The sequence below is a fragment of the Vibrio hyugaensis genome (assembly GCF_002906655.1).
Lineage (GTDB): Bacteria > Pseudomonadota > Gammaproteobacteria > Enterobacterales > Vibrionaceae > Vibrio > Vibrio hyugaensis.
In genome coordinates this window covers 877,928-900,040 of record NZ_CP025794.1, presented here as the reverse complement: position 1 = coordinate 900,040, position 22,113 = coordinate 877,928, and the positions used below count along the sequence as shown (strand labels likewise).

At 45.4% G+C, this 22,113-nt stretch carries 19 protein-coding genes; 13 read left to right on the top strand and 6 right to left on the bottom strand.

What is annotated here, in order from left to right; translation table 11 throughout:
• Positions 1 to 132: 132 nt before the first annotated feature.
• The 3 genes from C1S74_RS04805 to C1S74_RS04795 form a co-directional block, all read right to left on the bottom strand.
• Positions 133 to 1,059, bottom strand: coding sequence for a tripartite tricarboxylate transporter substrate binding protein (locus tag C1S74_RS04805; RefSeq protein WP_045403059.1), 927 nt, complete (start codon positions 1,057 to 1,059; stop codon positions 133 to 135).
• Positions 1,060 to 1,081: 22 nt separating this feature from the next.
• Positions 1,082 to 1,555 (bottom strand): hypothetical protein, encoded by a 474-nt coding sequence (locus C1S74_RS04800; RefSeq protein WP_045403061.1) that lies wholly within the window; start codon positions 1,553 to 1,555, stop codon positions 1,082 to 1,084.
• Positions 1,556 to 1,872: 317 nt separating this feature from the next.
• On the bottom strand, positions 1,873 to 3,216 hold the full coding sequence (locus C1S74_RS04795) for a polysaccharide lyase family 7 protein (RefSeq protein WP_045403064.1): 1,344 nt from the start codon (positions 3,214 to 3,216) through the stop codon (positions 1,873 to 1,875).
• Positions 3,217 to 3,903: 687 nt separating this feature from the next.
• Here C1S74_RS04795 and C1S74_RS04790 point away from each other — a divergent pair.
• Positions 3,904 to 4,155 carry a hypothetical protein gene (locus C1S74_RS04790; protein ID WP_045403067.1) on the top strand — a complete coding sequence of 84 codons (252 nt, stop codon included), beginning with the start codon at positions 3,904 to 3,906 and terminating at the stop codon, positions 4,153 to 4,155.
• Positions 4,156 to 4,332: 177 nt separating this feature from the next.
• Positions 4,333 to 5,361, top strand: coding sequence for a metal-dependent hydrolase (locus C1S74_RS04785; RefSeq protein WP_045403070.1), 1,029 nt, complete (start codon positions 4,333 to 4,335; stop codon positions 5,359 to 5,361).
• 404 nt (positions 5,362 to 5,765) lie between these two features.
• On the opposite strand, the gene miaE is transcribed toward C1S74_RS04785, so the two are convergent.
• Together miaE and C1S74_RS04770 are read right to left on the bottom strand one after the other, a co-directional pair.
• On the bottom strand, positions 5,766 to 6,545 hold the full coding sequence (gene miaE, locus C1S74_RS04775) for a tRNA isopentenyl-2-thiomethyl-A-37 hydroxylase MiaE (RefSeq protein ID WP_045403071.1): 780 nt from the start codon (positions 6,543 to 6,545) through the stop codon (positions 5,766 to 5,768).
• Positions 6,546 to 6,668: 123 nt separating this feature from the next.
• A complete protein-coding gene (locus C1S74_RS04770) occupies positions 6,669 to 7,433 on the bottom strand; it encodes a hypothetical protein (protein WP_038867041.1) in 765 nt (254 codons plus the stop codon).
• A gap of 354 nt (positions 7,434 to 7,787) precedes the next feature.
• Here C1S74_RS04770 and cysB point away from each other — a divergent pair, with 354 nt between their 5' ends.
• Together cysB and C1S74_RS04760 are read left to right on the top strand one after the other, a co-directional pair.
• Positions 7,788 to 8,762, top strand: coding sequence for an HTH-type transcriptional regulator CysB (gene cysB, locus C1S74_RS04765; RefSeq protein WP_038867045.1), 975 nt, complete (start codon positions 7,788 to 7,790; stop codon positions 8,760 to 8,762).
• Positions 8,763 to 8,814: 52 nt separating this feature from the next.
• Complete coding sequence (locus tag C1S74_RS04760) at positions 8,815 to 10,011, top strand: methyltransferase (protein WP_045403073.1); 1,197 nt, start codon at positions 8,815 to 8,817, stop codon at positions 10,009 to 10,011.
• A 93-nt stretch (positions 10,012 to 10,104) separates the two neighbouring features.
• Here the strand turns inward: C1S74_RS04760 and ald are convergent, their stop codons facing one another.
• Positions 10,105 to 11,229, bottom strand: a complete 1,125-nt coding sequence (gene ald, locus C1S74_RS04755; RefSeq protein WP_045403075.1) for an alanine dehydrogenase — start codon at positions 11,227 to 11,229, stop codon at positions 10,105 to 10,107.
• Positions 11,230 to 11,385: 156 nt separating this feature from the next.
• Between ald and lrp the strand changes: the two genes are divergently transcribed.
• From lrp to C1S74_RS04710, 9 genes are all read left to right on the top strand, one after another.
• Positions 11,386 to 11,880 carry a leucine-responsive transcriptional regulator Lrp gene (gene lrp, locus C1S74_RS04750; RefSeq protein WP_009842652.1) on the top strand — a complete coding sequence of 165 codons (495 nt, stop codon included), beginning with the start codon at positions 11,386 to 11,388 and terminating at the stop codon, positions 11,878 to 11,880.
• A 151-nt stretch (positions 11,881 to 12,031) separates the two neighbouring features.
• Complete coding sequence (locus tag C1S74_RS04745; RefSeq protein WP_045403076.1) at positions 12,032 to 15,307, top strand: DNA translocase FtsK; 3,276 nt, start codon at positions 12,032 to 12,034, stop codon at positions 15,305 to 15,307.
• Positions 15,308 to 15,381: 74 nt separating this feature from the next.
• Complete coding sequence (gene lolA, locus C1S74_RS04740; RefSeq protein ID WP_045403078.1) at positions 15,382 to 16,008, top strand: outer membrane lipoprotein periplasmic chaperone LolA; 627 nt, start codon at positions 15,382 to 15,384, stop codon at positions 16,006 to 16,008.
• A gap of 66 nt (positions 16,009 to 16,074) precedes the next feature.
• Positions 16,075 to 17,364 carry a replication-associated recombination protein A gene (locus C1S74_RS04735; protein WP_269425254.1) on the top strand — a complete coding sequence of 430 codons (1,290 nt, stop codon included), beginning with the start codon at positions 16,075 to 16,077 and terminating at the stop codon, positions 17,362 to 17,364.
• 91 nt (positions 17,365 to 17,455) lie between these two features.
• Positions 17,456 to 18,763, top strand: coding sequence for a serine--tRNA ligase (serS, locus tag C1S74_RS04730; RefSeq protein WP_042605009.1), 1,308 nt, complete (start codon positions 17,456 to 17,458; stop codon positions 18,761 to 18,763).
• Positions 18,764 to 18,908: 145 nt separating this feature from the next.
• Entirely contained in the window at positions 18,909 to 20,288 is a 1,380-nt protein-coding gene (locus C1S74_RS04725) for an IS4 family transposase (RefSeq protein ID WP_103415241.1), read from the top strand.
• A 196-nt stretch (positions 20,289 to 20,484) separates the two neighbouring features.
• Positions 20,485 to 21,216 carry a hypothetical protein gene (locus tag C1S74_RS04720; protein ID WP_045401167.1) on the top strand — a complete coding sequence of 244 codons (732 nt, stop codon included), beginning with the start codon at positions 20,485 to 20,487 and terminating at the stop codon, positions 21,214 to 21,216.
• The gene (locus tag C1S74_RS04715; protein ID WP_082039073.1) at positions 21,210 to 21,650 is read left to right on the top strand and encodes a hypothetical protein; all 441 of its coding nucleotides are present in this window, start codon (positions 21,210 to 21,212) and stop codon (positions 21,648 to 21,650) included. The genes C1S74_RS04720 and C1S74_RS04715 overlap by 7 nt, the downstream gene beginning before the upstream one ends.
• 137 nt (positions 21,651 to 21,787) lie before the next feature.
• Entirely contained in the window at positions 21,788 to 22,054 is a 267-nt protein-coding gene (locus C1S74_RS04710) for a DksA/TraR family C4-type zinc finger protein (protein WP_045401173.1), read from the top strand.
• Positions 22,055 to 22,113: the final 59 nt, after the last annotated feature.

Here is a 22,113-nt window from a genome sequence, read left to right as displayed (position 1 = left end):
TTGTTTTTCGGTACTTGATTATTGTCCGAAATAGTTGGCTGTGAGCCTTTTTGTTGTAGGCTATTTTGACTCATGTCGCTTCTCCTCATATCGAAGAGCATCAAAGCGATGCTCTTCGTTTCAGAACATCACTTATTGGATCAGTTTGCTCAGCGATTTGCTGTCTTGGTCTACAAACTGTGTGAATGCTTCTGCATCCATGTTGTGAATGGTCATTGCTCCTTTTTCCATGAACTCTTTGAATTCTGCCGATGCCATTGCTTCATCAAAGGCTTTACCTAGTGTTTCAATGACTTCATCTGGAGTATTTTTCGGAGCGCCAATACCACGCCATGTTCCTGTTACAACGTCGACACCTTGCTCTTTCAATGTTGGAACGTCAGCAATGTATTCGATACGTTCATCTGACATCACACCCAGCGCTTTCAATTGGCCAGAACGCAGTTGCGCAATAGCTTCCCCTGGCGTCACCATGGTGACATCCGTATGTTTACCCAATACCGCAGGAATCGCTTCAGACGCGCCGTTGTAAGGAATCGCATTAAGTTTGATGCCTTGATTTTGCTCCAACGCCATTAAGTAGAAGTTTGGTGCTGCGGTAGAAGCAAACTTCACGCGGCCATCGCCTTTCTTCGCTTCGGCGATCAAATCGTTAATCGTGTTGTATGGGCTGTCTTTATGAACCAGTACCACCGCAGGGTCGAGGTTTACCATTCGGATGAGTTTGAAATCGCTCGCGTCATGTTGCATCAAGCCCATTTGTGGCAGAGAAGCAATTTCACGCGTTACGACAGTTAAGGTGTAACCATCAGGGCGTTGCTGTGCCCCAAAGCTCATGCCAACCGCACCTGCGCCACCAGTTCGGTTCATCACGGCGATGTTTTGTCCCAGAATATCTTTGGCAGAGTTCGCTAGTGTGCGGCCAACTGCGTCTGTGCCGCCACCTGCGCCAAACGGCACAATGAGGCGAATGTTCTTGGTTGGATAATCAGCGGCAACGGCAGTTGCAGAAACCATGATGCCAGCGGCGACAAGTAGAGATTTAAGAAGCTTGTTCATAATAATCGACCTTTTGTTTCCGTTAGTTTTTATAAGCTTGTGTAGGGTGGTTTGTTTTGTTTTTTTGATATTCGCTCATGCAGAGTTGCTCAAAAGCGACCGCAATCCAGCCACTGACGAGCATGTCATACCATTGTTCGACACCACTGCACGCAACAACAACGTCGCCGTGTACAAAGGAGCCAAAAAACAGTAAGTCGTTCTCTTGCAGTGAAGATGTTTGAGTGGTTTGGTTGTGAATGTTTGGACGTGAGTTACGCCATGCTTGGTGTGCTTTGTTACGTGCAAATTCATCGAATGGAATAGTCCATTCTTCTGGGGTACCTAAAGAGGTTTGGTAAAGGATGGCTTCATTGAATGAGGATTCCCAAGGTTTGATCCTTGGATCCATCACCACGATATGTAGTTCCTTCCTGTTGGTGCGTTCGAACAGTCGCTCTATGGATGGCTTAACTAATTCAACGGCATCCATGGCGATTTCAACGTGACTTTTCATCGTGAATTCCTTTTGGTGTTCGTGCCTAAACTTACAAAAGAAATGATATTGTATGACAAGTGAGTGCGATATATACGATGTGGCTAAATGATGGTCAGATCACTTGCTAATCAAGAGAATAGTGCGAGGGATCTAACTTTTATAACAAGGGTTGGGGGGAAAGTGAGGGCTGAATCAAGTTTTATAACTAAGACAATAAATCGTGAATTTATGCCATTTGTTTTGTCTATAACACGCTTCTATCTAAGCTCTATAGGGTTGTGATACTCAAGAATACGGAAGGTGGTTAGCCTTCCGCATGGTTGTGAGCTATTGGGTTAGTTGCCGACATACCCCACATGGGTATTGGTGAGGAGGTAGAATGTCGCTTGCACGTAATCTGTCGGGTCACCAGTGTTATTTTGGTTGTAGACGCCTGCTTTAAAGTACATGTACTGACCGCCAACATCGTAACCACTCGTCGTCATGTCGACTGTTTCTGTCACGTCTTCGTAGTTATCTCGCTGAATTGTCACGATCAACTGATTACCTTGAACTTCGATACGATATAAGAAAAGCTCATTTAGTGCGATACCATCAGATGGTTCAGAGGCATTATCAGCGGAGCTGCCAATTAAGTTGATGAATTGCTCTTTGTCTGTAGAGGCTTCTGCGTTAGGTTCATGCGCAAAATACAGTGAGCCTTTGGTGTGACCTGGTAATAAGCGATAGTAAAGTCGAATCGGTTCATCATTATTGGCGTGGATCTGACCAACGATAACTCGTCCTACTTGGTTGCTATCACCCGTTGAAGTTACAGCATTCACTGCAAGCGTTGCTTCTAATACGCCGTCAACACCGCCAGACGCATTTTGGTCGTCGATTGGAGCACTCGAAAAAACCCAGTTATTCTTTGTAATGCCTTTGGTGGCGATACTGGTGTCGCCTTTGCGTAGCATTTCACGAATTTCAGAACGGGTGTACTTGGTATTGCTTGAGGTGGTTGCTCCCTGAACCGGAGAGATAAAGACGAGGCCACCATCATCACCTGTATAAAAAAATTCTGTACTTTCGTATCCGCTTTGCAATTCGTCTTCTTTGACTTCCCTTGATTTGCCAGAAGCGTTGCCGTTTTCATCAACGGGTAAATCCAACTTCCAACCGTTTAATGGAAAGTTGACCGAAGGTGAAGCAGATGGTTCCAGATCGAACATAGGTAAGGACGTCGTCGGTGGGGCGACGAGCTCTGATGATGAGAGTTCGAACAAATCGACACGTCCTTCGGCAGTATTGTATTCGCCGAAGATGGTGATTTCGGTTGCGTTTGATGAGTTGAATGTGACTGTTGTTTTCGCCCAATCACTGTTGGATGCCGCTTGACTGTAGGTGTATTGACCCACATCCACACCAATGTTGGCTTCTCCTTGTACATATGCGGTTAGCGTGTATTCCGTATTACTACTGACCGTGATGGTTTGCTCTAGTCGAGCACCGTCGCCTTGGAATTTTGCCGATTTAGCACCGTCGTAAGCAACACCAGACACTGCGGTAGGATCGACTTCTGTCCAACCAGAAAAGTTTTCTTCAAAGCTAGGGTTAACTAAATTCACTTGAGCGCTATGTGAGGCAAATGTTGTCAGTAACAACGCACTACCGACAATATTCGTGAGGGTATTCTTCATATTGTTCTCCATGGTTTTCAGCGGTTAACTTCATTCTTCACGAAATGCAAAGAAATTGGCCTTGCTTGTATTTAAATAACACAAATATGAACAATGTTGACTATGCAAAGTATGGAGTGGAGTGGGAAAGCACAAATATTGAAATTAGTGCTGTTCAAAAAGTGACCAACGGCAATTATTGACAATGTAACCCGTCACTTATGCTTTGTGGATTATGATTTTGCTTCTGAAATTGAGTGTGTGAATGCTGCGGGGCTGGTTGGTTTGGTCAAAGAATAGCCAATATAATATGATTTATGTGAAGCAGATCGATTTTTATGCTCTTGAAAGGTTCTGTCTCCAAAGCACAGAACGTGAGGATTCTTACTTTCATATTTAGGGAACCCGTTGAGCAAGAAAGGGCCGTGATGAAAATAAAACCGGAGGTGCAATCCGGCCTTGAAAAAATAAAGCTTCCGTTTGTTATGGTTTAGATTAGGTCGTTCACCCTTAGTCTTAGATTCTGCTTTTTATCATTTGGATGAACCGTTTGGCGAAGAGCGAGCGTTTTCTTTTATAGGTGCATTTCATATTTTGCTAATAAATGACCTTGGTCTGCAATAACGTTGTCATGTTTGGTCTATAAGTTGTGCGACTTGAAAGCACAAGCCGCATTACGGAAAACGCAGACTTTTAAACTGGAACACCATGACACGAGACGTAAACCAAACCGATGAAGCCATCATTAAATTGTTGCAAAGCCAAGGCTTTATTAAAAGTGAAGCCGAAGCGCGTTTAAAAAAAGAGGTGTACCGTTTACACCCGAATGAAATTGAAAAAGTGAAAAACTACGCTCAGCATTTTGGCATCAATGCGAAAGAGAAATTGATCGATGAAATACTCGATCTGCGCCGAGAAGCGTTAGTGAAGAAAATCTCGGATGCTGAAAGAACGCTGTAACCTGAATCATGACGTAATCTCATGCTCTTGAATGCGCTCTACATTTGATCGGCAAGTGTTGTGTAAAAGTAAGTAAAGAAGAGAAGTAAATTGGGTGAGTTGTTTGACACTCATGAGATTGCGTTTTAGTTTTCGACTCAATCAATCTTTGTCATGAATGAGTATAGATAACAGGGTATGGATTCAATCACACAAGCAGCTTTGGGCGCAACGGTTGCTGGCGCAATTGCAGGTAAACATTGTAACGCGAAAGTACTGCTGTCAGGCGCACTACTGGGAACATTGCCAGATTTAGACGTGATGCTAGATTATGGCGATGCGGTGCAAAATACGATTAAGCATCGAGGCTTTAGCCACTCTCTACTCGTTTTGCCTCCTTTTGCGTTGTTGATCTCGTGGCTTTATTGTCGTTGGCGACCAGATGCTTTCTGGAATCTTTCACGCGTTTTCTTTCTGACTGTAAGCGTGTTTGTTACACATACCTTGTTGGATGCGATGACCACTTATGGCACGCAGCTGATCTGGCCGTTTGAGGGCTATTTTGAGCTGCGGAATGTGTTCATTATCGATCCGCTTTATACCTTGCCATTATTATTGGCGATTGGTGTGGCACTGTTTTCTAAAACGCGCGGTGGACGCTGGTGCCAAAGCGTGGTGCTGATTTCGACGCTTTATCTTGGCTGGGGTTATGCTTCTCAGCAGATGATCTCGTCTCGGGTTGAGCAAAACTTACTTGCGCAGAACTTACCGAACCAACAGGTATTGATTACGCCAACGCCGTTTAACACATTCTTGTGGCGTGTAGTGGTCATGGATGAAGGGCAATATTGGGAAGGATTGGCGTCTGTTCTTGATGGCAGCGACCATATTGATTTTGTCTCTCACCCACTTGGGAGTTGGCCATTGGCTGACAAGCCCGATACATTGAAAGGGCTTAAGGCTTTCTCTCACGATTACCTCAACTACCGCGTAGAAGACGATGCATTGATTGTGTCGGACCTACGTTTGGGTATGTCTAACAACTTGTCGTTCGAGTTTATCTTTGCTGAGAAGGGAGCGAACGGTGAGTGGCAGCTATTAGAATCGACTGAGCGTTATCCAAGTGAACGCAGCTTAGATTTGTTAGGGCAGCTTTGGGAAAGGCTCAAAGGCGACCAGAGTATTGATGCGAATTTACAACGTATTGAGTTGAGTGCGCGTTCTTAGTTTGCGAGCAGCCGACTCTTAACTAATTAGGGTCTGTTGGCCTTTCGCGGTTGAATTTTGTTCGGATAGGGACACCTAGTCAAAATCGTTTTAGCCGGGGGCGCCTAGCCGAACCCTTCGGGCAGCGTTTGTTGGTCATTTCTACTGCGTTATCGACTTCTCATGTAGGCTAGCTACACAGTAAAGTCTCTGCCTTGTATAAATGTCCAACAATTCGCTGCAAAAATCAGCTCAAAAGGTCAACAGACCCTAGTCTCGTAGAAAGTAGATCCTTAGTCTTGCTGGGGTGACGACTTTTATGCTACGAGTAGCCTGAAATGTGTTATTCTCGAAAGCGACGAACAAGATACAGAAAAGCCGGACGCGATGTCCGGCTTTTTGCTATTTAACGTCGGGTTTATGATCTACGCCGCTAACACTGGAACGCCACTGTGGAACTTAAAATCTTCATCTGGTGTTGAAATCAGTTCTGCTTCGATGCGACCAAATTCCGCCACACGCTCGCTGATGTCTTTTCCTGCAATTTGTTCTGCCAGAACTAGGTAATCTTGGTAATGGCGTGCTTCTGAACGCAATAGAGAAACATAGAACTTGGCGATATCGTCATCCATGTGCGGAGCCAGTTTGGCGAAACGTTCACACGAGCGAGCTTCGATGTAGGCACCGATGATGAGCTTATCAATCAAAGTTTCTGGCTCGTATGTCTTCATGTGCGAAAGCAGCGTTTTGGCATAGCGGCTTGCCGGAATGTTTTTGTATTCCACGCTACGGCTTTCCATGATTTCTAGAACTTGGTAGAAGTGGTGCAGCTCTTCTTTGATCAGCAGAACCATCTTATCAATAAGATCTTGGCTGTATGGTGAATCCGACTTAGCAATAATCGCTTTGGAAATGTTGCTCTTACCTTTTAAGGTCTCGAGTGAGCCAGTTTTGCGGTAAGCGAAGTCCTCATAAGGTTTGAACCAATCAAGTAGGGCAAGTGAGCTTGCGTCGTCTACTGCGTATTTGCGGATTAAAAGCATAGCAGACTGACCTGCTTTGAGTTCACACAGTAGGTGATCTACTAAAATCGTTGGCAGGTTTTCGGGTTTCTTTGCTTCCTCAACCCATTCATCTGGGGTGCTGCATTGCAAGAATTGGTTAATTGGAGCAAGAAGGTCCTGATAGGCGTCGAGATTAATCATTTTAGTTCTTAGTACTTTGTATTCTGTTTTGGTGTAACCATCGGCATCTTGAGCAAATACAAGATACAAAAAAGGCCGCAAACGCAGCCTTTAATCGAGTAGTGCGAAAAGCTTGTGGAGAGTTTACCACTTTTTCTTTTCGCCGAAGAGCGCATCCATATCACTGTCGCGTTCTTTATCGGCAAGCTGCTGCATCTCTGCTTCATTCTTGTCTTGGCGTTTCTTGTCTAGATCACCAAGCATTTCTTCCAGCTTTTGTTTTGCTTGAATCGAGTACGCATCGTTCTTTGTACTTAGGGCATCAATGCCTTTACGAAGCAGTTGCAGTGCAGTGCCTGGCTGGCCACGAGCAATAGAATCATTCGCACGCTTTATAACGTTTTCGATGTTAATTCGAATCTGCATGGTTTCCAGACGCGCGTTCTCTGTTACGTAAGTTTGCGTATCTAAACGGCCTTTGTTGTGCTCATTACGAACCGCATCACGAAGACGTTTGACGAGCTTTAACATTACAATGGCTTGTTTATCGCTGCTCGGCATCTTGAATGTGGTGCTTTCGCCGTTTGCGCTGCTCTCATTCAATTGAGAAATTTGCTGCTTCATGTTTTCGATGCGCTGCACGAGCTGCTTGTTCTTTGGATCAAGGTCGCGCATGCTTTCAAGTGCATCAAGAATACGGTTGTTAAGACACAGCAGTAAGTCCTTGCTGAAAGGAATATGATGAGCGTGCCCGATGAGCTCTTCAGTACCGTCAATCAGCGCCACATAGCGAGCAGACTCCTGTCTTTTCGCGGTCTCTACTTTTACCTTGTACTGCAACATGATGTTATAGCCAAGGATCAATACCAGTAGGATGGCAACCAAAGCGATTATTAAAGTCAAATTCATATCTTTGCTTCTACTACTTGTTACTTTTCTGTGTCCAGCGTTCAAGAATACATGAATCTTATCTTTCTCGGCACCCTATTTATCTGATTATTTTGCTCCAAACACGTTTTCCTGTGGAAATCAGTAGGGAATGCGGTGAGCTCCTGAAAAAACCTATTTTTAATGATTCAACCCTTTGCATATTGGCAGCGCTGAACGACCTTGCTATGAGCTTCGGGTATAAGTTAGAAATTACTGTTCATTTAGTTGCTAACACGTTATAACTAAACATTATATCGTGTGCATTCATATGCTCGGGAGAGCGGCCACGATGGGTATGACGTTATTATCTCGATAAATGAGTAAGGGATTACGATGAAGCTGCAACAACTGAAGTACATTGTTGAGGTTGTGAACCATAATCTGAATGTTTCTGCGACGGCAGAGAGCCTATACACATCCCAACCGGGTATCAGTAAACAGGTACGTTTGCTGGAAGATGAATTGGGTATTCAGATCTTCGAACGAAGTGGTAAACACTTAACGCAGGTGACACCCGCTGGTGAAGAAATCGTGCGAATTTCTCAAGAGATCCTCGCTCGCGTTGAAAGCATTAAAGCGGTAGCAGGGGAGCACACCCACCCTGAAATGGGTACGCTGAACATTTCTACTACACATACCCAAGCACGTTATGCGTTGCCTGATGTGATTAAGGGCTTTACGGCGCGTTACCCGAAAGTGTCACTGCACATGCACCAAGGCACACCATCCCAAATGTCTGAGGCTATCGCAAAAGGTACGGCGAATTTTGCGATTGCAACGGAAGCGCTTCACCTTTATCAAGATGCGATCATGCTGCCTTGTTACCACTGGAATCGCTCTATCGTGGTACCAAAAGACCACCCACTAGCGAAGAAAGATAAAGTAACGATCCACGATTTGGCGGCGTATCCGCTGGTGACTTACGTGTTTGGCTTTACGGGTCGCTCTGAGCTTGATACCGCATTCAACCGCGAAGGTCTAACACCACGAGTAGTATTTACCGCTACGGACGCAGACGTCATTAAGACTTACGTTCGTATGGGGGTTGGTGTTGGTGTGATTGCGAGCATGGCAGTCGATCACGACCAAGATGGTGATTTGGTGGCGATTGATGCGAGCCACTTGTTTGGTGCGAGTACGACCAGCATTGGCTTCCGTCGCGGTACGTTCTTACGCTCTTACATGTTCGACTTTATGGAGCGCTTTGCGCCGCACTTGACTCGTCCGGTTGTGGAACAGGCGATCTCGCTTAAATCCAATACGGAAATCGAAGAGATGTTTAAAGACATCGAGCTTCCGGTCAGATAACACTTCATTCAAGTTTCGATTCCCTCTACAATGCGCTCGTTGTAGGGGAGCTATGAAAACGCAATTTCAATTTATTAATGACTGCTTAATCGAGAATCAATCGTTGTGGCGATTTGAGCCCTTTAAAAGCAGCGTTCACGCATCATTACCTTGGCAAGAGCAACACCCTCAGTTGTGTCGATGGTTAGCGTCTCTTACTCCTTCTCAGATCGAAGAATACAAATCAGAACCTGAGCTTTTATTAAAAGCGATCGGAACTTGTTTACCTGATCTTGAACAGCTTGCCGCTCTTACTCGTTTAGAAACACTTTCATTAAATGGATTGGAGCTTGCTCGCGGTCTAGACAGTGGTATTCCTGGCCGCAAGTTAGAGCAAATAAGTTCGATGGGCGAGGCGGCTATTCAACATCATCACGGCAAAGAATGGTTAGAGTGGTGCTCAGGCAAAGGCTATTTAGGGCGAATTCTTACCACACAAACGAACCAGCCAGTGACGAGCTTTGAATTCCAACAAGCACTGTGTGATTCAGGGCAACAAGCGGCGAATGAGCATCATTGGAACATGACGTTTATTCAAGGTGACGCGTTTGATTCTGCGGCAAAAGCCGTGTTCAAGCCGACACAACATGCGGTGGCATTGCACGCATGTGGCGATCTCCATGTTCGATTAATGCAGTACGGCAGCGAAAACGGCATCGCCGCGATGACAATCTCGCCTTGCTGTTACCATTTGATTCAGTCTGAGCAATATCAGCCAATGTCGGAGCAGGGCAGCGCTTCTTCTCTTTCTTTGTCCAAGCAAGAGCTTCGTATTCCTTTACAGCAAACTGTGACTGGAGGTGAGCGTGTGCGCCGTCATCGTCAGCAAGAAATGGTGTTTCGCTTAGGGTTTGATTTGATCACGCGACAAGCGTTAGGGGTGACCGAATATCAACCGGTGCCGAGTATTCGTAAGTCGCAATTAAGTGATGGTTTTGAATCTTTGTGCCATTGGGCCGCAGAGCAAAAGGATATCGAGTTGACTCAAGATATTGACTTCTCGAAGTTTGAAAACTTGGCTGAGCAGCGTTTTTGGCAGATGGAGCGTTTGAGTTTGGTTCAATTGGTGTTTCAACGACCATTGGAGATTTGGCTTGCTTTAGACAAAGCACTTTATCTTGAAGAACGTGGTTATCGTGTTAGATTGGCAGAATTTTGCGCTAAATCAGTTACACCTCGAAACATTTTAATTTGTGCTTATAAGTTTTAGATCTTTTTTATAATTAAATGCTCTATACAAAAAAGCCCACTTCTCAGTGGGCTTTTGTAAACAAAACGTGACAATTTGTGCGTTATTTTGTCATTAGTTGAACATTGCGATAGCTTTCTCTGGTTCAACGTATTCTAGGTCAAAGCTCTCAGCAACCTCTTTACAAGTCACTTTACCGTGGATAACGTTCAAGCCTTCTAGGAATCCGTTATCTGCTAGAAGCGCTTCACGGTAGCCTTTATTCGCGAGTTTTACGATGTAAGGCAGTGTTGCGTTGTTCAGTGCAAATGTTGATGTGCGAGCAACGGCACCCGGCATGTTAGCCACACAGTAGTGAACAACTTCGTCAACGATGTAAGTTGGCTCTGCGTGTGTCGTTGCGTGAGAAGTTTCAAAACAGCCACCTTGGTCGATTGCTACGTCAACGACCGCTGCGCCTGGCTTCATCTTAGCGATGTGCTCTTTTGTTACTAGTTTAGGAGCAGCTGCACCAGGGATTAGAACTGCACCAATCACTAGGTCAGCTTCTAGAACATGCTTCTCGATCGCGTCTTCTGTAGAATAAACCACTTTCGCGCGGCCTTGGAATTCTTCGTCTAGTTTACGCAGTGTATCTACGTTGCGGTCTAGGATTGTTACGTCAGCACGAAGACCAACAGCCATACGAGCTGCGTTCGCACCAACGACACCACCGCCAACAACAACGACTTTCGCAGGCTCAACACCAGGTACACCACCTAGCAGTAAACCACGGCCACCGTGTGATTTTTCCAGCGTTTGTGCACCAGCTTGGATAGACATCCGACCTGCTACTTCTGACATTGGTGCTAACAGTGGCAAACGACCCATATTATCTGTTACAGTCTCATACGCTATACAGACAGCTTTGCTCTTGATTAGCTCATCAGTTTGTGGAAAATCTGGTGCTAGGTGTAAATAAGTAAATAAAATCTGCCCTTCGCGGAGCATTGCTCTCTCGACGGTTTGTGGTTCTTTTACTTTTACAATCATGTCTGCTTTCGCAAAGACGTCTGCAGCAGTAGGAAGAATGGATGCGCCTACAGCGATGTAATCATCGTCTGAAAAACCAATGCCGGCACCTGCATTGGTCTCAACTAAAACTTGGTGACCATGTGAGATAAGTTCTCTCACGCTAGCTGGGATCATTCCCACACGGTATTCGTGGTTTTTGATTTCCTTAGGTACGCCAATGATCATCCTGTGTCCTCTTTCTAAAATGGTTGTATTAACTGTTTGTAGGGTGTTATTGTCGAATTAATATCTAGTATAGATGTTGATTTGTAATATTTGGCACCAAATATTAAAAAGTTGTAGTATATTTTTTTGCAAGGAAGTAATAAGGTGGAATAAAAAATGGCAGAGAACTATAAGAAGCCGTCCAAGGAACTAGACCGTATCGACCGCAACATTCTTAATGAACTGCAGAAAGACGGTCGTATTTCGAACGTTGAACTTTCAAAACGTGTAGGACTTTCTCCAACGCCGTGTTTGGAGCGTGTGCGTCGCTTAGAGCGTCAAGGTTACATCACAGGTTACACTGCGCTATTAAACCCGCAGTTCCTAGATGCATCACTATTGGTATTCGTAGAAATTACGCTTAACCGTGGTGCGCCAGATGTATTCGAACAGTTTAACGCAGCTGTTCAAAAGCTAGACGACATTCAAGAGTGTCATCTAGTATCAGGTGATTTCGACTATCTTCTAAAAACCCGTGTATCTGATATGGGTGCTTACCGTCGACTACTTGGCGATACGTTACTACGTCTACCTGGCGTAAATGACACTCGCACCTACGTAGTTATGGAAGAAGTGAAGCAAAGTAACCAGCTTGTGATTAAAACTCGTTAAATTCTTGCAAAGAAAGCGGTAAATGCTTCCGCTTTCTCGATAGAGTAATTGGGTTTTTCTCTTTGATATGGTTAAATCAATTTACCGAGCGGCTTTTGCCGCTCGGAATGTTTTGCTTATTCCTAATTCATTTCCATATTCAAGTTGATTTATGTTCAAAGAGAACGCAAAGAAAGTCGAAACCATCATCAAAACCAGTGAAGAGCCTCAGTCTTCGCGTCTTAATGGCTTCCAACGCTTAAAAGAGTGCTGCTTTATCGTTGGCGTTCTTAGTTCGGTATTGTTGGCCGTTGCACTATTTACGTTTAGCCCAGCCGATCCGTCTTGGTCCCAAACTGCTTGGGGCGGAGAGATCGATAACGCTGGTGGTTTGTTCGGCGCTTGGCTTGCCGACACGCTATTTTTCACATTTGGTTCCCTAGCGTATCCACTGCCATTCTTGCTTACTGCAGGGGCATGGGTGATCTGTCGTAAACGCTCAGAGGACGATCCAATTGACCTAATGCTGTGGGGAACCCGTCTATTAGGTTTAGTTATCCTTATTCTTACCAGCTGTGGTCTTGCAGACATTAACTTTGACGACATTTGGTATTTCTCTTCTGGCGGTGTTGTTGGTGATGTGCTGACGAGTCTCGCGTTACCAACGTTGAATGTGCTTGGCACAACCTTGGTATTACTGTTCTTGTGGGGCGCAGGCTTTACGCTATTTAGTGGTATCTCTTGGTTAAAAATTGTCGAGTGGCTTGGCGATCGCGCTTTGGGTCTGATTGCTGCAGTCACTAATAAGGCACGTGGCTCAGAGCAAGAAACGCTAGAACCACAATTGGATGAGTTTGTTGACGATCGTGTTATGACGAAACGTCGTGGTGACGATCTGGAAGATGAGCCGCTACCGCACTTAACCGCGTACGAAGTGGATGAACCAAAAGAGTCGGTTCCTGCGCATGAGTACCCAATCTACATGCCTCAATCCGCGGCGGCAGAACAAGCTACATCTCAGTCTGTTTCACCGAAACCGGCCGAGCCTGCTCCGCAGTCAGTTGTTATCCCTGCCTCTATTGCTCAAACTGCTGCTCAAGCGGCACCTGTTCAAGCACAGCCTGTTGAGCCTGTTCAAGCAGTAAACACTGACAACGTGGACCCAACGGTTGAACGCACTAAGCAACTTAATGTCACGATTGAAGAGTTAGAAGCCGCGGCACAACAAGCGGATGACTGGGCGGATGAAGTTCAACCAGTGCCAGTTGCACAAGAAAATGTCGCAGCGCCGATACAGCAACCTATTGAGCCGACACCTGTTCAGCCTGCTTATGCTGCGCAATCAGAACAAGCTTCATACCAAGCGCCAGTTCAACCTCAAGTTGACGTTCAGGCTGAACCGTATGTGCAACGTGAGCAGATCGCTCAAGCTGAACCTTTTGTGTCTGAGCCTGTTGAGCATGAATCAATGTACTCTGAATACGAGCAGTTCGAAGCGGAGCAAATTCAGCAGTCTTATGTTGCTCAAGACACAGTACATCAGCAAGATGAGCCAATGATTGATTCGGCTTCTCTTGATAACATCACTGAACAGACAGAGCCGAACCAACACATCGAACCAACGATTTCTAACTTTGATGTATTGGATGAAGAAGATGAATTCGTAGCACCGCAAACTGTTCATCAAGCTCAACCTGTTCACGCTGAACCACAGCAATCAACAGTAACACCAACTCAGAATGTGCAACCGCAAGTTGCCGTTCAACCTCAAGCTCAACCGCAGGCACCTTCGGCAACGTTTGAACCTGCTCCTCAAGAAGTCGAGGTAGAAGAAGTTCAAGAAGGCGATCAAGACGTAGCAGCGTTCCAAAATCTGGTTTCGAGTGCTCAAGCGAAGGTCGCGGCGAAGCAAAACCCGTTCTTGGTACAGCAAGATCAAAACTTGCCAGTACCAGAAGAGCCATTGCCGACTATTGAATTGTTGTACCACCCTGAGAAACGTGAAAACTTTATTGATCGTGATGCGCTAGAACAAGTGGCTCGTTTGGTTGAAACCAAGCTTGCAGACTACAAAATCAAAGCGGATGTTGTGGGGATTTACCCAGGTCCGGTTATCACTCGTTTTGAGCTAGATTTGGCTCCGGGTGTGAAAGTAAGTCGAATCTCTGGTCTATCAATGGACTTAGCGCGTGCACTTTCTGCTATGGCCGTGCGTGTTGTTGAAGTGATTCCGGGTAAACCATACATCGGTCTAGAGCTTCCTAACATGAGCCGTCAGACGGTATTCCTATCTGATGTAATCAGTAGCCCTCAGTTTGAACAAGCCACGTCACCAACAACGGTCGTTCTTGGTCAAGACATCGCGGGTGAAGCGGTGATTGCCGACATTGCGAAGATGCCTCACGTGCTGGTTGCTGGTACCACTGGTTCTGGTAAATCAGTCGGTGTAAACGTGATGATCTTGAGTATGCTTTACAAAGCGTCTCCAGAAGACCTACGTTTCATCATGATCGACCCTAAAATGTTGGAGCTTTCAATCTACGAAGGTATTCCTCATCTTCTTTCTGAAGTTGTAACTGATATGAAAGATGCGTCTAACGCACTACGTTGGTGTGTAGGCGAGATGGAGCGTCGTTACAAACTGATGTCTGCATTGGGCGTGCGTAACGTGAAAGGCTTTAACGAGAAGTTGAAGATGGCAGCAGATGCTGGCCACCCAATTCACGACCCATTCTGGCAAGAAGGCGACAGTATGGATACTGAGCCGCCGTTGCTAGAAAAACTGCCTTACATCGTTGTGGTTGTCGATGAATTTGCCGACCTTATGATGGTTGTGGGTAAGAAAGTTGAAGAACTGATTGCGCGTCTTGCTCAGAAAGCTCGTGCAGCAGGTATTCACTTAATCCTTGCGACTCAGCGTCCATCGGTTGATGTAATTACTGGTCTCATTAAAGCAAACATCCCAACTCGTGTTGCGTTTACGGTATCGACGAAGACCGACTCACGTACCATTCTTGACCAAGGTGGCGCAGAGTCGCTACTTGGTATGGGTGATATGCTTTACTTACCGCCTGGTTCTAGTCATACGACACGTGTTCACGGTGCTTTTGCATCGGATGATGATGTTCATGCTGTTGTAAATAACTGGAAAGCGCGCGGTAAGCCAAACTACATTGATGAAATCATCAGTGGTGACCAAGGTCCTGAAGCCTTGCTACCGGGTGAACAAATGGAATCTGACGAAGAAGTCGATCCATTGTTCGATCAAGTTGTGGAACACGTCGTTCAGTCTCGTCGCGGTTCTGTATCGGGCGTTCAACGTCGATTCAAGATTGGTTACAACCGAGCTGCGCGTATCGTAGAGCAACTGGAAGCACAAGGCATCGTGAGTGCGCCGGGCCATAACGGAAACCGCGAAGTCCTTGCTCCTGCGCCACCAAAAGATTAATGAACTTGTCTTACTCACCTCAGTCGAACTGAGGTGAGCAACTTTAGGTCTTTGACCCTCTGATAGGTATCTGAATGAAAAAACTATTTCCAGCGAAACTATTCTCTGCGCTTGTTTTAAGCTTCTCTCTCTTTTCAACTGCACATGCAGCGTCTCCAAAAGATGAACTAAGCAAACGCCTAGCGATAAACGAAGGCTTCAGTGCGGATTTTTCTCAACAGGTCATCAGTCCTGAAGGTGAAACCGTCATGGAAGGGGAAGGAACGGTTGAGATTTCTCGTCCAAGTCTGTTCCGTTGGAGCACCACATTCCCGGATGAGAACTTGCTTGTCTCTGATGGTAAAACGTTGTGGTACTACAGCCCATTTATCGAGCAAGTGAGTATTTACTGGCAAGAACAAGCTACTGAGCAAACGCCATTTGTTTTGTTAACTCGTAATCGTGCAAGTGATTGGGATAACTACAAGATTTCGCAAAAAGGTGACGAATTCACCCTCATTCCTACGGCGGTAGACTCCACACAAGGTCAATTCCAGATTAATATTGATGCCAAAGGTGTGGTAAAAGGCTTCAATGTAGTGGAACAAGATGGGCAAAAAGGCTTGTTCACGTTCAAAAATGTGAAGCTTGGTAAACCCAAAGCAGACAGATTTACATTCACAATTCCAGATGGTGTGGAAGTGGATGACCAAAGGAATTAATAGGTAGTGAGCAATTACACATTAGATTTCTCGGGGGACGAAGATTTTCGTCCCCTTGCTGCACGTATGAGACCGGAAACGATTGAACAGTACATCGGTCAGCAGCACATTTTAGATCCTGGCAAGCCGCTACGCCGTGCGTTAGAGGCTGGACATATTCACTCCATGATTCTGTGGGGGCCTCCGGGCACAGGTAAGACGACGCTAGCGGAAGTGGCGGCAAACTACGCCAACGCAGAAGTAGAACGTGTATCAGCTGTGACCTCAGGCGTGAAAGAGATTCGTGCTGCTATCGAGAAAGCGCGTGAGAACAAAATGGCGGGTCGTCGTACCATCCTATTCGTGGATGAGGTGCATCGCTTTAATAAATCACAGCAAGACGCGTTTTTGCCACATATCGAAGATGGCACGGTGACTTTTATCGGTGCGACGACAGAGAACCCATCGTTTGAGCTGAATAACGCATTGTTGTCTCGTGCTCGCGTGTACAAGCTGACGTCTCTCGATAAGGATGAAATCTCACTGGCACTGAATCAAGCGATTAACGACAAACAACGCGGCCTTGGTAATACGCCTGCGAACTTTGCCGACAATGTACTGGACCGTTTAGCTGAGCTGGTTAACGGCGACGCTCGTATGTCTCTCAATTACCTTGAGCTACTCTACGATATGGCAGAGGACAATGAGCAAGGCGAAAAAGAGATAAGCTTAAGGCTGCTTGCTGAAGTGGCGGGAGAGAAGGTTTCCCGTTTCGATAACAAGGGCGATATTTGGTACGACCTTATTTCTGCTGTACACAAGTCGATTCGTGGCTCTAACCCTGATGCCGCGCTGTATTGGTCTGCGCGTATGATTGCTGCTGGCTGTGATCCTTTGTACATTGCTCGACGTTTATTGGCGATTGCTTCTGAAGATGTAGGCAACGCTGACCCTCGCGCAATGCAAGTGGCACTGTCTGCTTGGGATTGCTTTACCCGTGTTGGTCCAGCAGAAGGTGAACGTGCGATTGCACAGGCGATCGTGTACTTAGCGTGTGCGCCAAAAAGTAATGCGGTATATGTGGCGTGGAAACAAGCGCTCACGGACGCTCATAACTTACCTGAATATGAAGTGCCGCATCACCTTCGAAACGCACCAACCAGTTTGATGAAAGATATGGGTTATGGGGCAGAGTATCGTTACGCGCACGATGAGCCTGGCGCTTACGCTGCTGGTGAGCAATATTTGCCACCTGAAATGGGCGATCGTAGGTACTATCAGCCGACAAATCGTGGTCTAGAGACCAAAATCGGCGAAAAGTTAGATTACTTGGCTACTTTAGACGCAAATAGCCCACAAAAGCGCTATGAAAAGTAGGCGTTTTTGGATACATTTGTTCAGTAAATTTTTTTAACGCGCACGCTTGGAAAGTGCGCGTGATTTCACAACAAAAAGCATAGGATTAACAATGCTGGATTCTAAATTACTTCGTACAGAGCTGGATGAAACAGCTGCTAAACTGGCGCGTCGTGGCTTTAAGCTAGACGTAGATACTATTCGTAAACTTGAAGAACAACGTAAGTCCATTCAAGTAGAAGTAGAAAATTTACAATCCACGCGTAACTCCATCTCCAAGCAAATCGGCCAAAAAATGGCGGCTGGCGACAAAGAAGGCGCAGAAGAAATCAAGAAACAAATCGGTACGCTAGGTAGCGATCTTGATGCGAAGAAAGTTGAACTTGAGCAAGTAATGGCTCAACTAGACGAATTCACGCTTTCTGTACCAAACATCCCAGCAGATGAAGTGCCAGATGGCAAAGATGAAAACGACAACGTTGAAATCTCTCGTTGGGGTGAGCCAAAGACTTACGACTTCGATCTGAAAGATCACGTTGACCTAGGTGAAATGGGTGGCGGTCTTGATTTCGCAAGCGCAGTTAAGATCACTGGTGCACGTTTTATCGTGATGAAAGGCCAATTTGCTCGTCTACATCGTGCGATCGCTCAATTCATGTTGGATCTTCACACAGAAGAGCACGGCTACACTGAAATGTACGTACCTTACCTAGTAAACTCTGACAGCCTATTCGGTACTGGTCAGCTTCCTAAGTTTGGTAAAGACCTTTTCCACACAGAGCCGCTAGTAGAAAAAGTAAACGACGAAGAACCACGTAAACTGTCTCTAATCCCGACAGCAGAAGTGCCTGTAACGAACCTAGTTCGTGACACGATTTCTGACGAAGCGGATCTACCACTTAAGATGACAGCTCACACTCCATGTTTCCGTTCTGAAGCCGGTTCTTACGGTCGTGATACACGTGGTCTGATTCGTATGCACCAGTTCGACAAAGTTGAGCTAGTACAAATCACTAAGCCAGAAGATTCAATGAACGCGCTAGAAGAACTAACAGGTCACGCTGAGAAAGTTCTACAGCTTCTTGAACTTCCTTACCGTAAGGTTGTTCTATGTACAGGTGACATGGGCTTCGGTGCTCGTAAAACTTACGACCTAGAAGTGTGGGTTCCTGCTCAAGAAACTTACCGTGAAATCTCTTCATGTTCTAACATGTGGGACTTCCAAGCTCGTCGTATGCAAGCGCGTTTCCGTCGTAAAGGTGAGAAGAAACCTGAACTTGTACACACGCTAAACGGTTCTGGTCTAGCTGTAGGTCGTACCATGGTTGCTATTCTAGAAAACAACCAAGAAGCAGACGGTCGCATTGCAATCCCTACTGTACTTCAAAAGTACATGGCGGGCGCAACGCACATCGGTTAATGCATTAACCACTAGAACATCAAAACCCAGCCTCAGTGCCTGTCTCTTATACACAAATCCCCAAGCTTGTAGCTTGGGGATTTTTTTTGAACTCTTTCACGTGTGTGCGATCTGATCACTTAGTAATCCTTACTGAAACACTAAGATGACACACTCAGACGCTAAACTTTGGGCACAAGAACAATTTGGACAAGCACAACTTAAAGACCCTCGAAGAACACAACGCCTCATCAGTTTAGCGACTTCCATTGCTAATCAACCAGGAGTCTCCGTGGCTAAACTTCCTTTTTCTCCCGCCGATATGGAAGGTGCATATCGCTTTATCCGCAATGAAAACATCGATGCAAAAGACATCGCAGAAGCAGGCTTTCAATCAACTGTATCCCGAGCTAACGAGCATGAGGAATTACTCGCGCTTGAAGATACAACAACGCTCAGTTTTCCGCATCGAAGTATAAAAGATGAACTCGGGCACACGAATCAAGGCGATAGAATTCGAGCTCTCCACGTACATTCGACGTTACTTTTTGCACCACAAAGTCAGACCATTGTTGGCCTGATAGAGCAGCAACGATGGAGCCGAGATATTACTAAGCGTGGGCAAAAGCACCAACACGCGACTCGTCCTTATAAGGAGAAAGAGAGTTACAAATGGGAGCAAGCTTCTCGCCGTGTCGTTGAACGCCTAGGGGATAAAATGTTAGATGTTATCTCGGTCTGTGACCGAGAAGCTGACCTATTCGAATACTTAACTTATAAACGTCAACATCAGCAGCGTTTTGTCGTTCGTTCAATGCAAAGTCGTTGTCTAGAAGAGCACGCTCAAAAGCTTTACGACTATGCGCAAGCGTTACCAAGCGTCGAGACAAAAGAGCTTACCATCCCCCAAAAAGGAGGGAGAAAAGCGAGAGATGTAAAGCTTGATGTTAAATATGGTCAGGTGACATTAAAGGCTCCGGCAAACAAAAAAGAGCACGCAGGCATACCTGTTTATTATGTTGGTTGCCTTGAGCAAGGGACATCAAAAGACAAGTTAGCATGGCACCTCTTGACGTCGGAGCCAATAAACAACGTTGAAGACGCTATGAGAATTATCGGTTATTACGAGCGCAGATGGCTGATTGAAGATTTTCATAAAGTCTGGAAAAGTGAAGGGACAGATGTGGAGTCACTCAGGCTACAAAGTAAAGATAACTTAGAGAGATTAAGTGTCATCTATGCCTTTGTTGCTACGCGTTTATTGGCGTTACGCTTCATTAAAGAAGTTGATGAGCTAACGAAAGAAAGTTGTGAAAAGGTATTGGGCAAAAAAGCTTGGAAGCTACTGTGGTTGAAACTAGAAAGTAAGACGTTACCTAAAGAAGTGCCCGATATGGGCTGGGCGTACAAAAATCTCGCTAAATTAGGCGGTTGGAAAGATACCAAGAGGACGGGTAGAGCTTCAATAAAGGTGCTTTGGGAAGGATGGTTTAAACTACAAACCATCCTTGAAGGCTACGAACTCGCAATGTCTCTTGATCACTAGACTTGTGATCAAGAGACAGGCCTCAGTGCTGGGTTTTTTGTTATCTGCGTCGCGTGAAAACGTACTGTTTGTATATTAATGCACCGTGTAATGATGAGTTCGCCCAGAATCTGATAGTGCGTAACAAATGATATTTTTCTAAGCGGTTTTCAACGTGACAATCTAACGGCCTTATTTGTCCTTGTTGCTAAACGTTATGTCACTAAACCATTTTTCATTGCTTGCTACTTTTGCGCTCACCTTGCTCGCTAGCGAGAGTGTCGTCGCAAGTGAATTTATTCAGCCTCGTTACTTAGATAGTGAGCGAACCGACCTCTTTTTCGCGCGCGAAGTAGCGCAACCTTCCAAAGAAAATATGCAGCTGCGTAATTCACTAGACTGGGGGTATGAGCTTGAGTTGAGAAGTGCGTCTGATGACACAAACTCAGTGTCTAATTGCAAAGACTTAGCTACTGCAAACTCAGCGGGCTTTACTGCGGCTAAAGCTTATGAATACGGTGCGTTTAAAGCGTACTTAACACAGTGTCAAACATGGAGTGAGATGGCAAAGTTAGCTGCCTCTAAGCGCTCATTTATATCGGATTTTAAGTTAGATGATAGCTTTCCTAGTTTAGCTCCAAGTGCGCTTGCTTTTGTTATTTCTGACGAGAGTGCGAAGAAAGCAAAGAAGCTATCAACGTGGGATGAAGCGGACCACATCCAAAGAACTCGGATCGTCAGCGAATTGAGAGCGGAGTACTACGACTCGACTGACGGTTTTCAAGTTATTACGGTTGTAGCAAAAGGTGATTACAATCTTGATGGCATCGAAGATATCGTTATTACGAAAGAGAATAGTGTACTCAGTGGCTCTTATTCATCTTCACATGGGTATGTATTAACCCGTATGTCTGAACAAGCGCTATTTACTGTGTTGTCTGAATGGTAATGAAACGATTGGTGGTTATTTGGGGTTTAGGTGCTGCCATGATGAGCACGTTTGCTGTTGCTAACACCTCGCATAGAAAAGTCTTTGAATGCGCGGTAAACCAAACTATGAACTTTAGTATTTCGATAGAGCAAGGCAAAGGCGGGCTTATCTTTAATAAGTCCATTGTGAATCAAAGCCCAGTTTTACAGCGGATAAAACCTCAAGATTATAGTGTCGAACATTACCATCGAGCGTTGGTAGATGAGAAGTCACTGGAATTTAGTATTGGTGAGCGCGTCATATTAGTCAGTGAGTACTTTAGCGAGGAGTTTAATGAGGCAGATAAGATACTCAGTGTTACTTTGAGAGAGTCAGAGCACACGCAGTATTTCCAATGTGAGGAAGGGAGTATGAGTCACCTTGCATTGCTTTTCCAAGAGAGAGCCGAATAATCGATTACAGAATGATTATTACCAAAGTGTAATAGTGTTTTCAAATTTACCCTAATTATCTTGTTATTTGTAATCGATATAATCATCCACCTTACCACGGTAAGTAGATTTTCTCATTCAAGTAACGAGGAGGGCTTATGGCCGTAGGGTGGGCAAACGACGATAGCGTCAGCCAACAAATTCAAAACACAATAGACGACGAGATTTCCCGTGTTCGTGGCAGTATCACAAAGGGTGAAAGCGCCCATTACTGCGATGAGTGTGGTGATGAGATTCCGGAAGCGCGTCGTCTTGCTATGAAAGGCGTTCGTTTGTGTATCGAATGTCAGTCAACAATCGAATTGGTGTCTCAACGCCAAGTATTATTCAATCGACGAGCGAGTAAAGACAGTCAACTTCGATAGCTTTACTGTTCTAATAAATAAAGAGACGGTTTGAGTTTAATACTCAAACCGTTTTCGTG

Excerpts from the sequence above, each read along its gene's own strand:
- C1S74_RS04805 (WP_045403059.1), bottom strand. The coding sequence starts at position 1,059 with ATGAACAAGCTTCTTAAATCTCTACTTGTCGCCGCTGGCATCATGGTT.
- C1S74_RS04800 (WP_045403061.1), bottom strand. The coding sequence starts at position 1,555 with ATGAAAAGTCACGTTGAAATCGCCATGGATGCCGTTGAATTAGTTAAG.
- C1S74_RS04795 (WP_045403064.1), bottom strand. The coding sequence starts at position 3,216 with ATGAAGAATACCCTCACGAATATTGTCGGTAGTGCGTTGTTACTGACA.
- C1S74_RS04790 (WP_045403067.1), top strand. The coding sequence starts at position 3,904 with ATGACACGAGACGTAAACCAAACCGATGAAGCCATCATTAAATTGTTG.
- C1S74_RS04785 (WP_045403070.1), top strand. The coding sequence starts at position 4,333 with ATGGATTCAATCACACAAGCAGCTTTGGGCGCAACGGTTGCTGGCGCA.
- miaE (WP_045403071.1), bottom strand. The coding sequence starts at position 6,545 with ATGATTAATCTCGACGCCTATCAGGACCTTCTTGCTCCAATTAACCAA.
- C1S74_RS04770 (WP_038867041.1), bottom strand. The coding sequence starts at position 7,433 with ATGAATTTGACTTTAATAATCGCTTTGGTTGCCATCCTACTGGTATTG.
- cysB (WP_038867045.1), top strand. The coding sequence starts at position 7,788 with ATGAAGCTGCAACAACTGAAGTACATTGTTGAGGTTGTGAACCATAAT.
- C1S74_RS04760 (WP_045403073.1), top strand. The coding sequence starts at position 8,815 with ATGAAAACGCAATTTCAATTTATTAATGACTGCTTAATCGAGAATCAA.
- ald (WP_045403075.1), bottom strand. The coding sequence starts at position 11,229 with ATGATCATTGGCGTACCTAAGGAAATCAAAAACCACGAATACCGTGTG.
- lrp (WP_009842652.1), top strand. The coding sequence starts at position 11,386 with ATGGCAGAGAACTATAAGAAGCCGTCCAAGGAACTAGACCGTATCGAC.
- C1S74_RS04745 (WP_045403076.1), top strand. The coding sequence starts at position 12,032 with ATGTTCAAAGAGAACGCAAAGAAAGTCGAAACCATCATCAAAACCAGT.
- lolA (WP_045403078.1), top strand. The coding sequence starts at position 15,382 with ATGAAAAAACTATTTCCAGCGAAACTATTCTCTGCGCTTGTTTTAAGC.
- C1S74_RS04735 (WP_269425254.1), top strand. The coding sequence starts at position 16,075 with ATGAGACCGGAAACGATTGAACAGTACATCGGTCAGCAGCACATTTTA.
- serS (WP_042605009.1), top strand. The coding sequence starts at position 17,456 with ATGCTGGATTCTAAATTACTTCGTACAGAGCTGGATGAAACAGCTGCT.
- C1S74_RS04725 (WP_103415241.1), top strand. The coding sequence starts at position 18,909 with ATGACACACTCAGACGCTAAACTTTGGGCACAAGAACAATTTGGACAA.
- C1S74_RS04720 (WP_045401167.1), top strand. The coding sequence starts at position 20,485 with ATGTCACTAAACCATTTTTCATTGCTTGCTACTTTTGCGCTCACCTTG.
- C1S74_RS04715 (WP_082039073.1), top strand. The coding sequence starts at position 21,210 with ATGGTAATGAAACGATTGGTGGTTATTTGGGGTTTAGGTGCTGCCATG.
- C1S74_RS04710 (WP_045401173.1), top strand. The coding sequence starts at position 21,788 with ATGGCCGTAGGGTGGGCAAACGACGATAGCGTCAGCCAACAAATTCAA.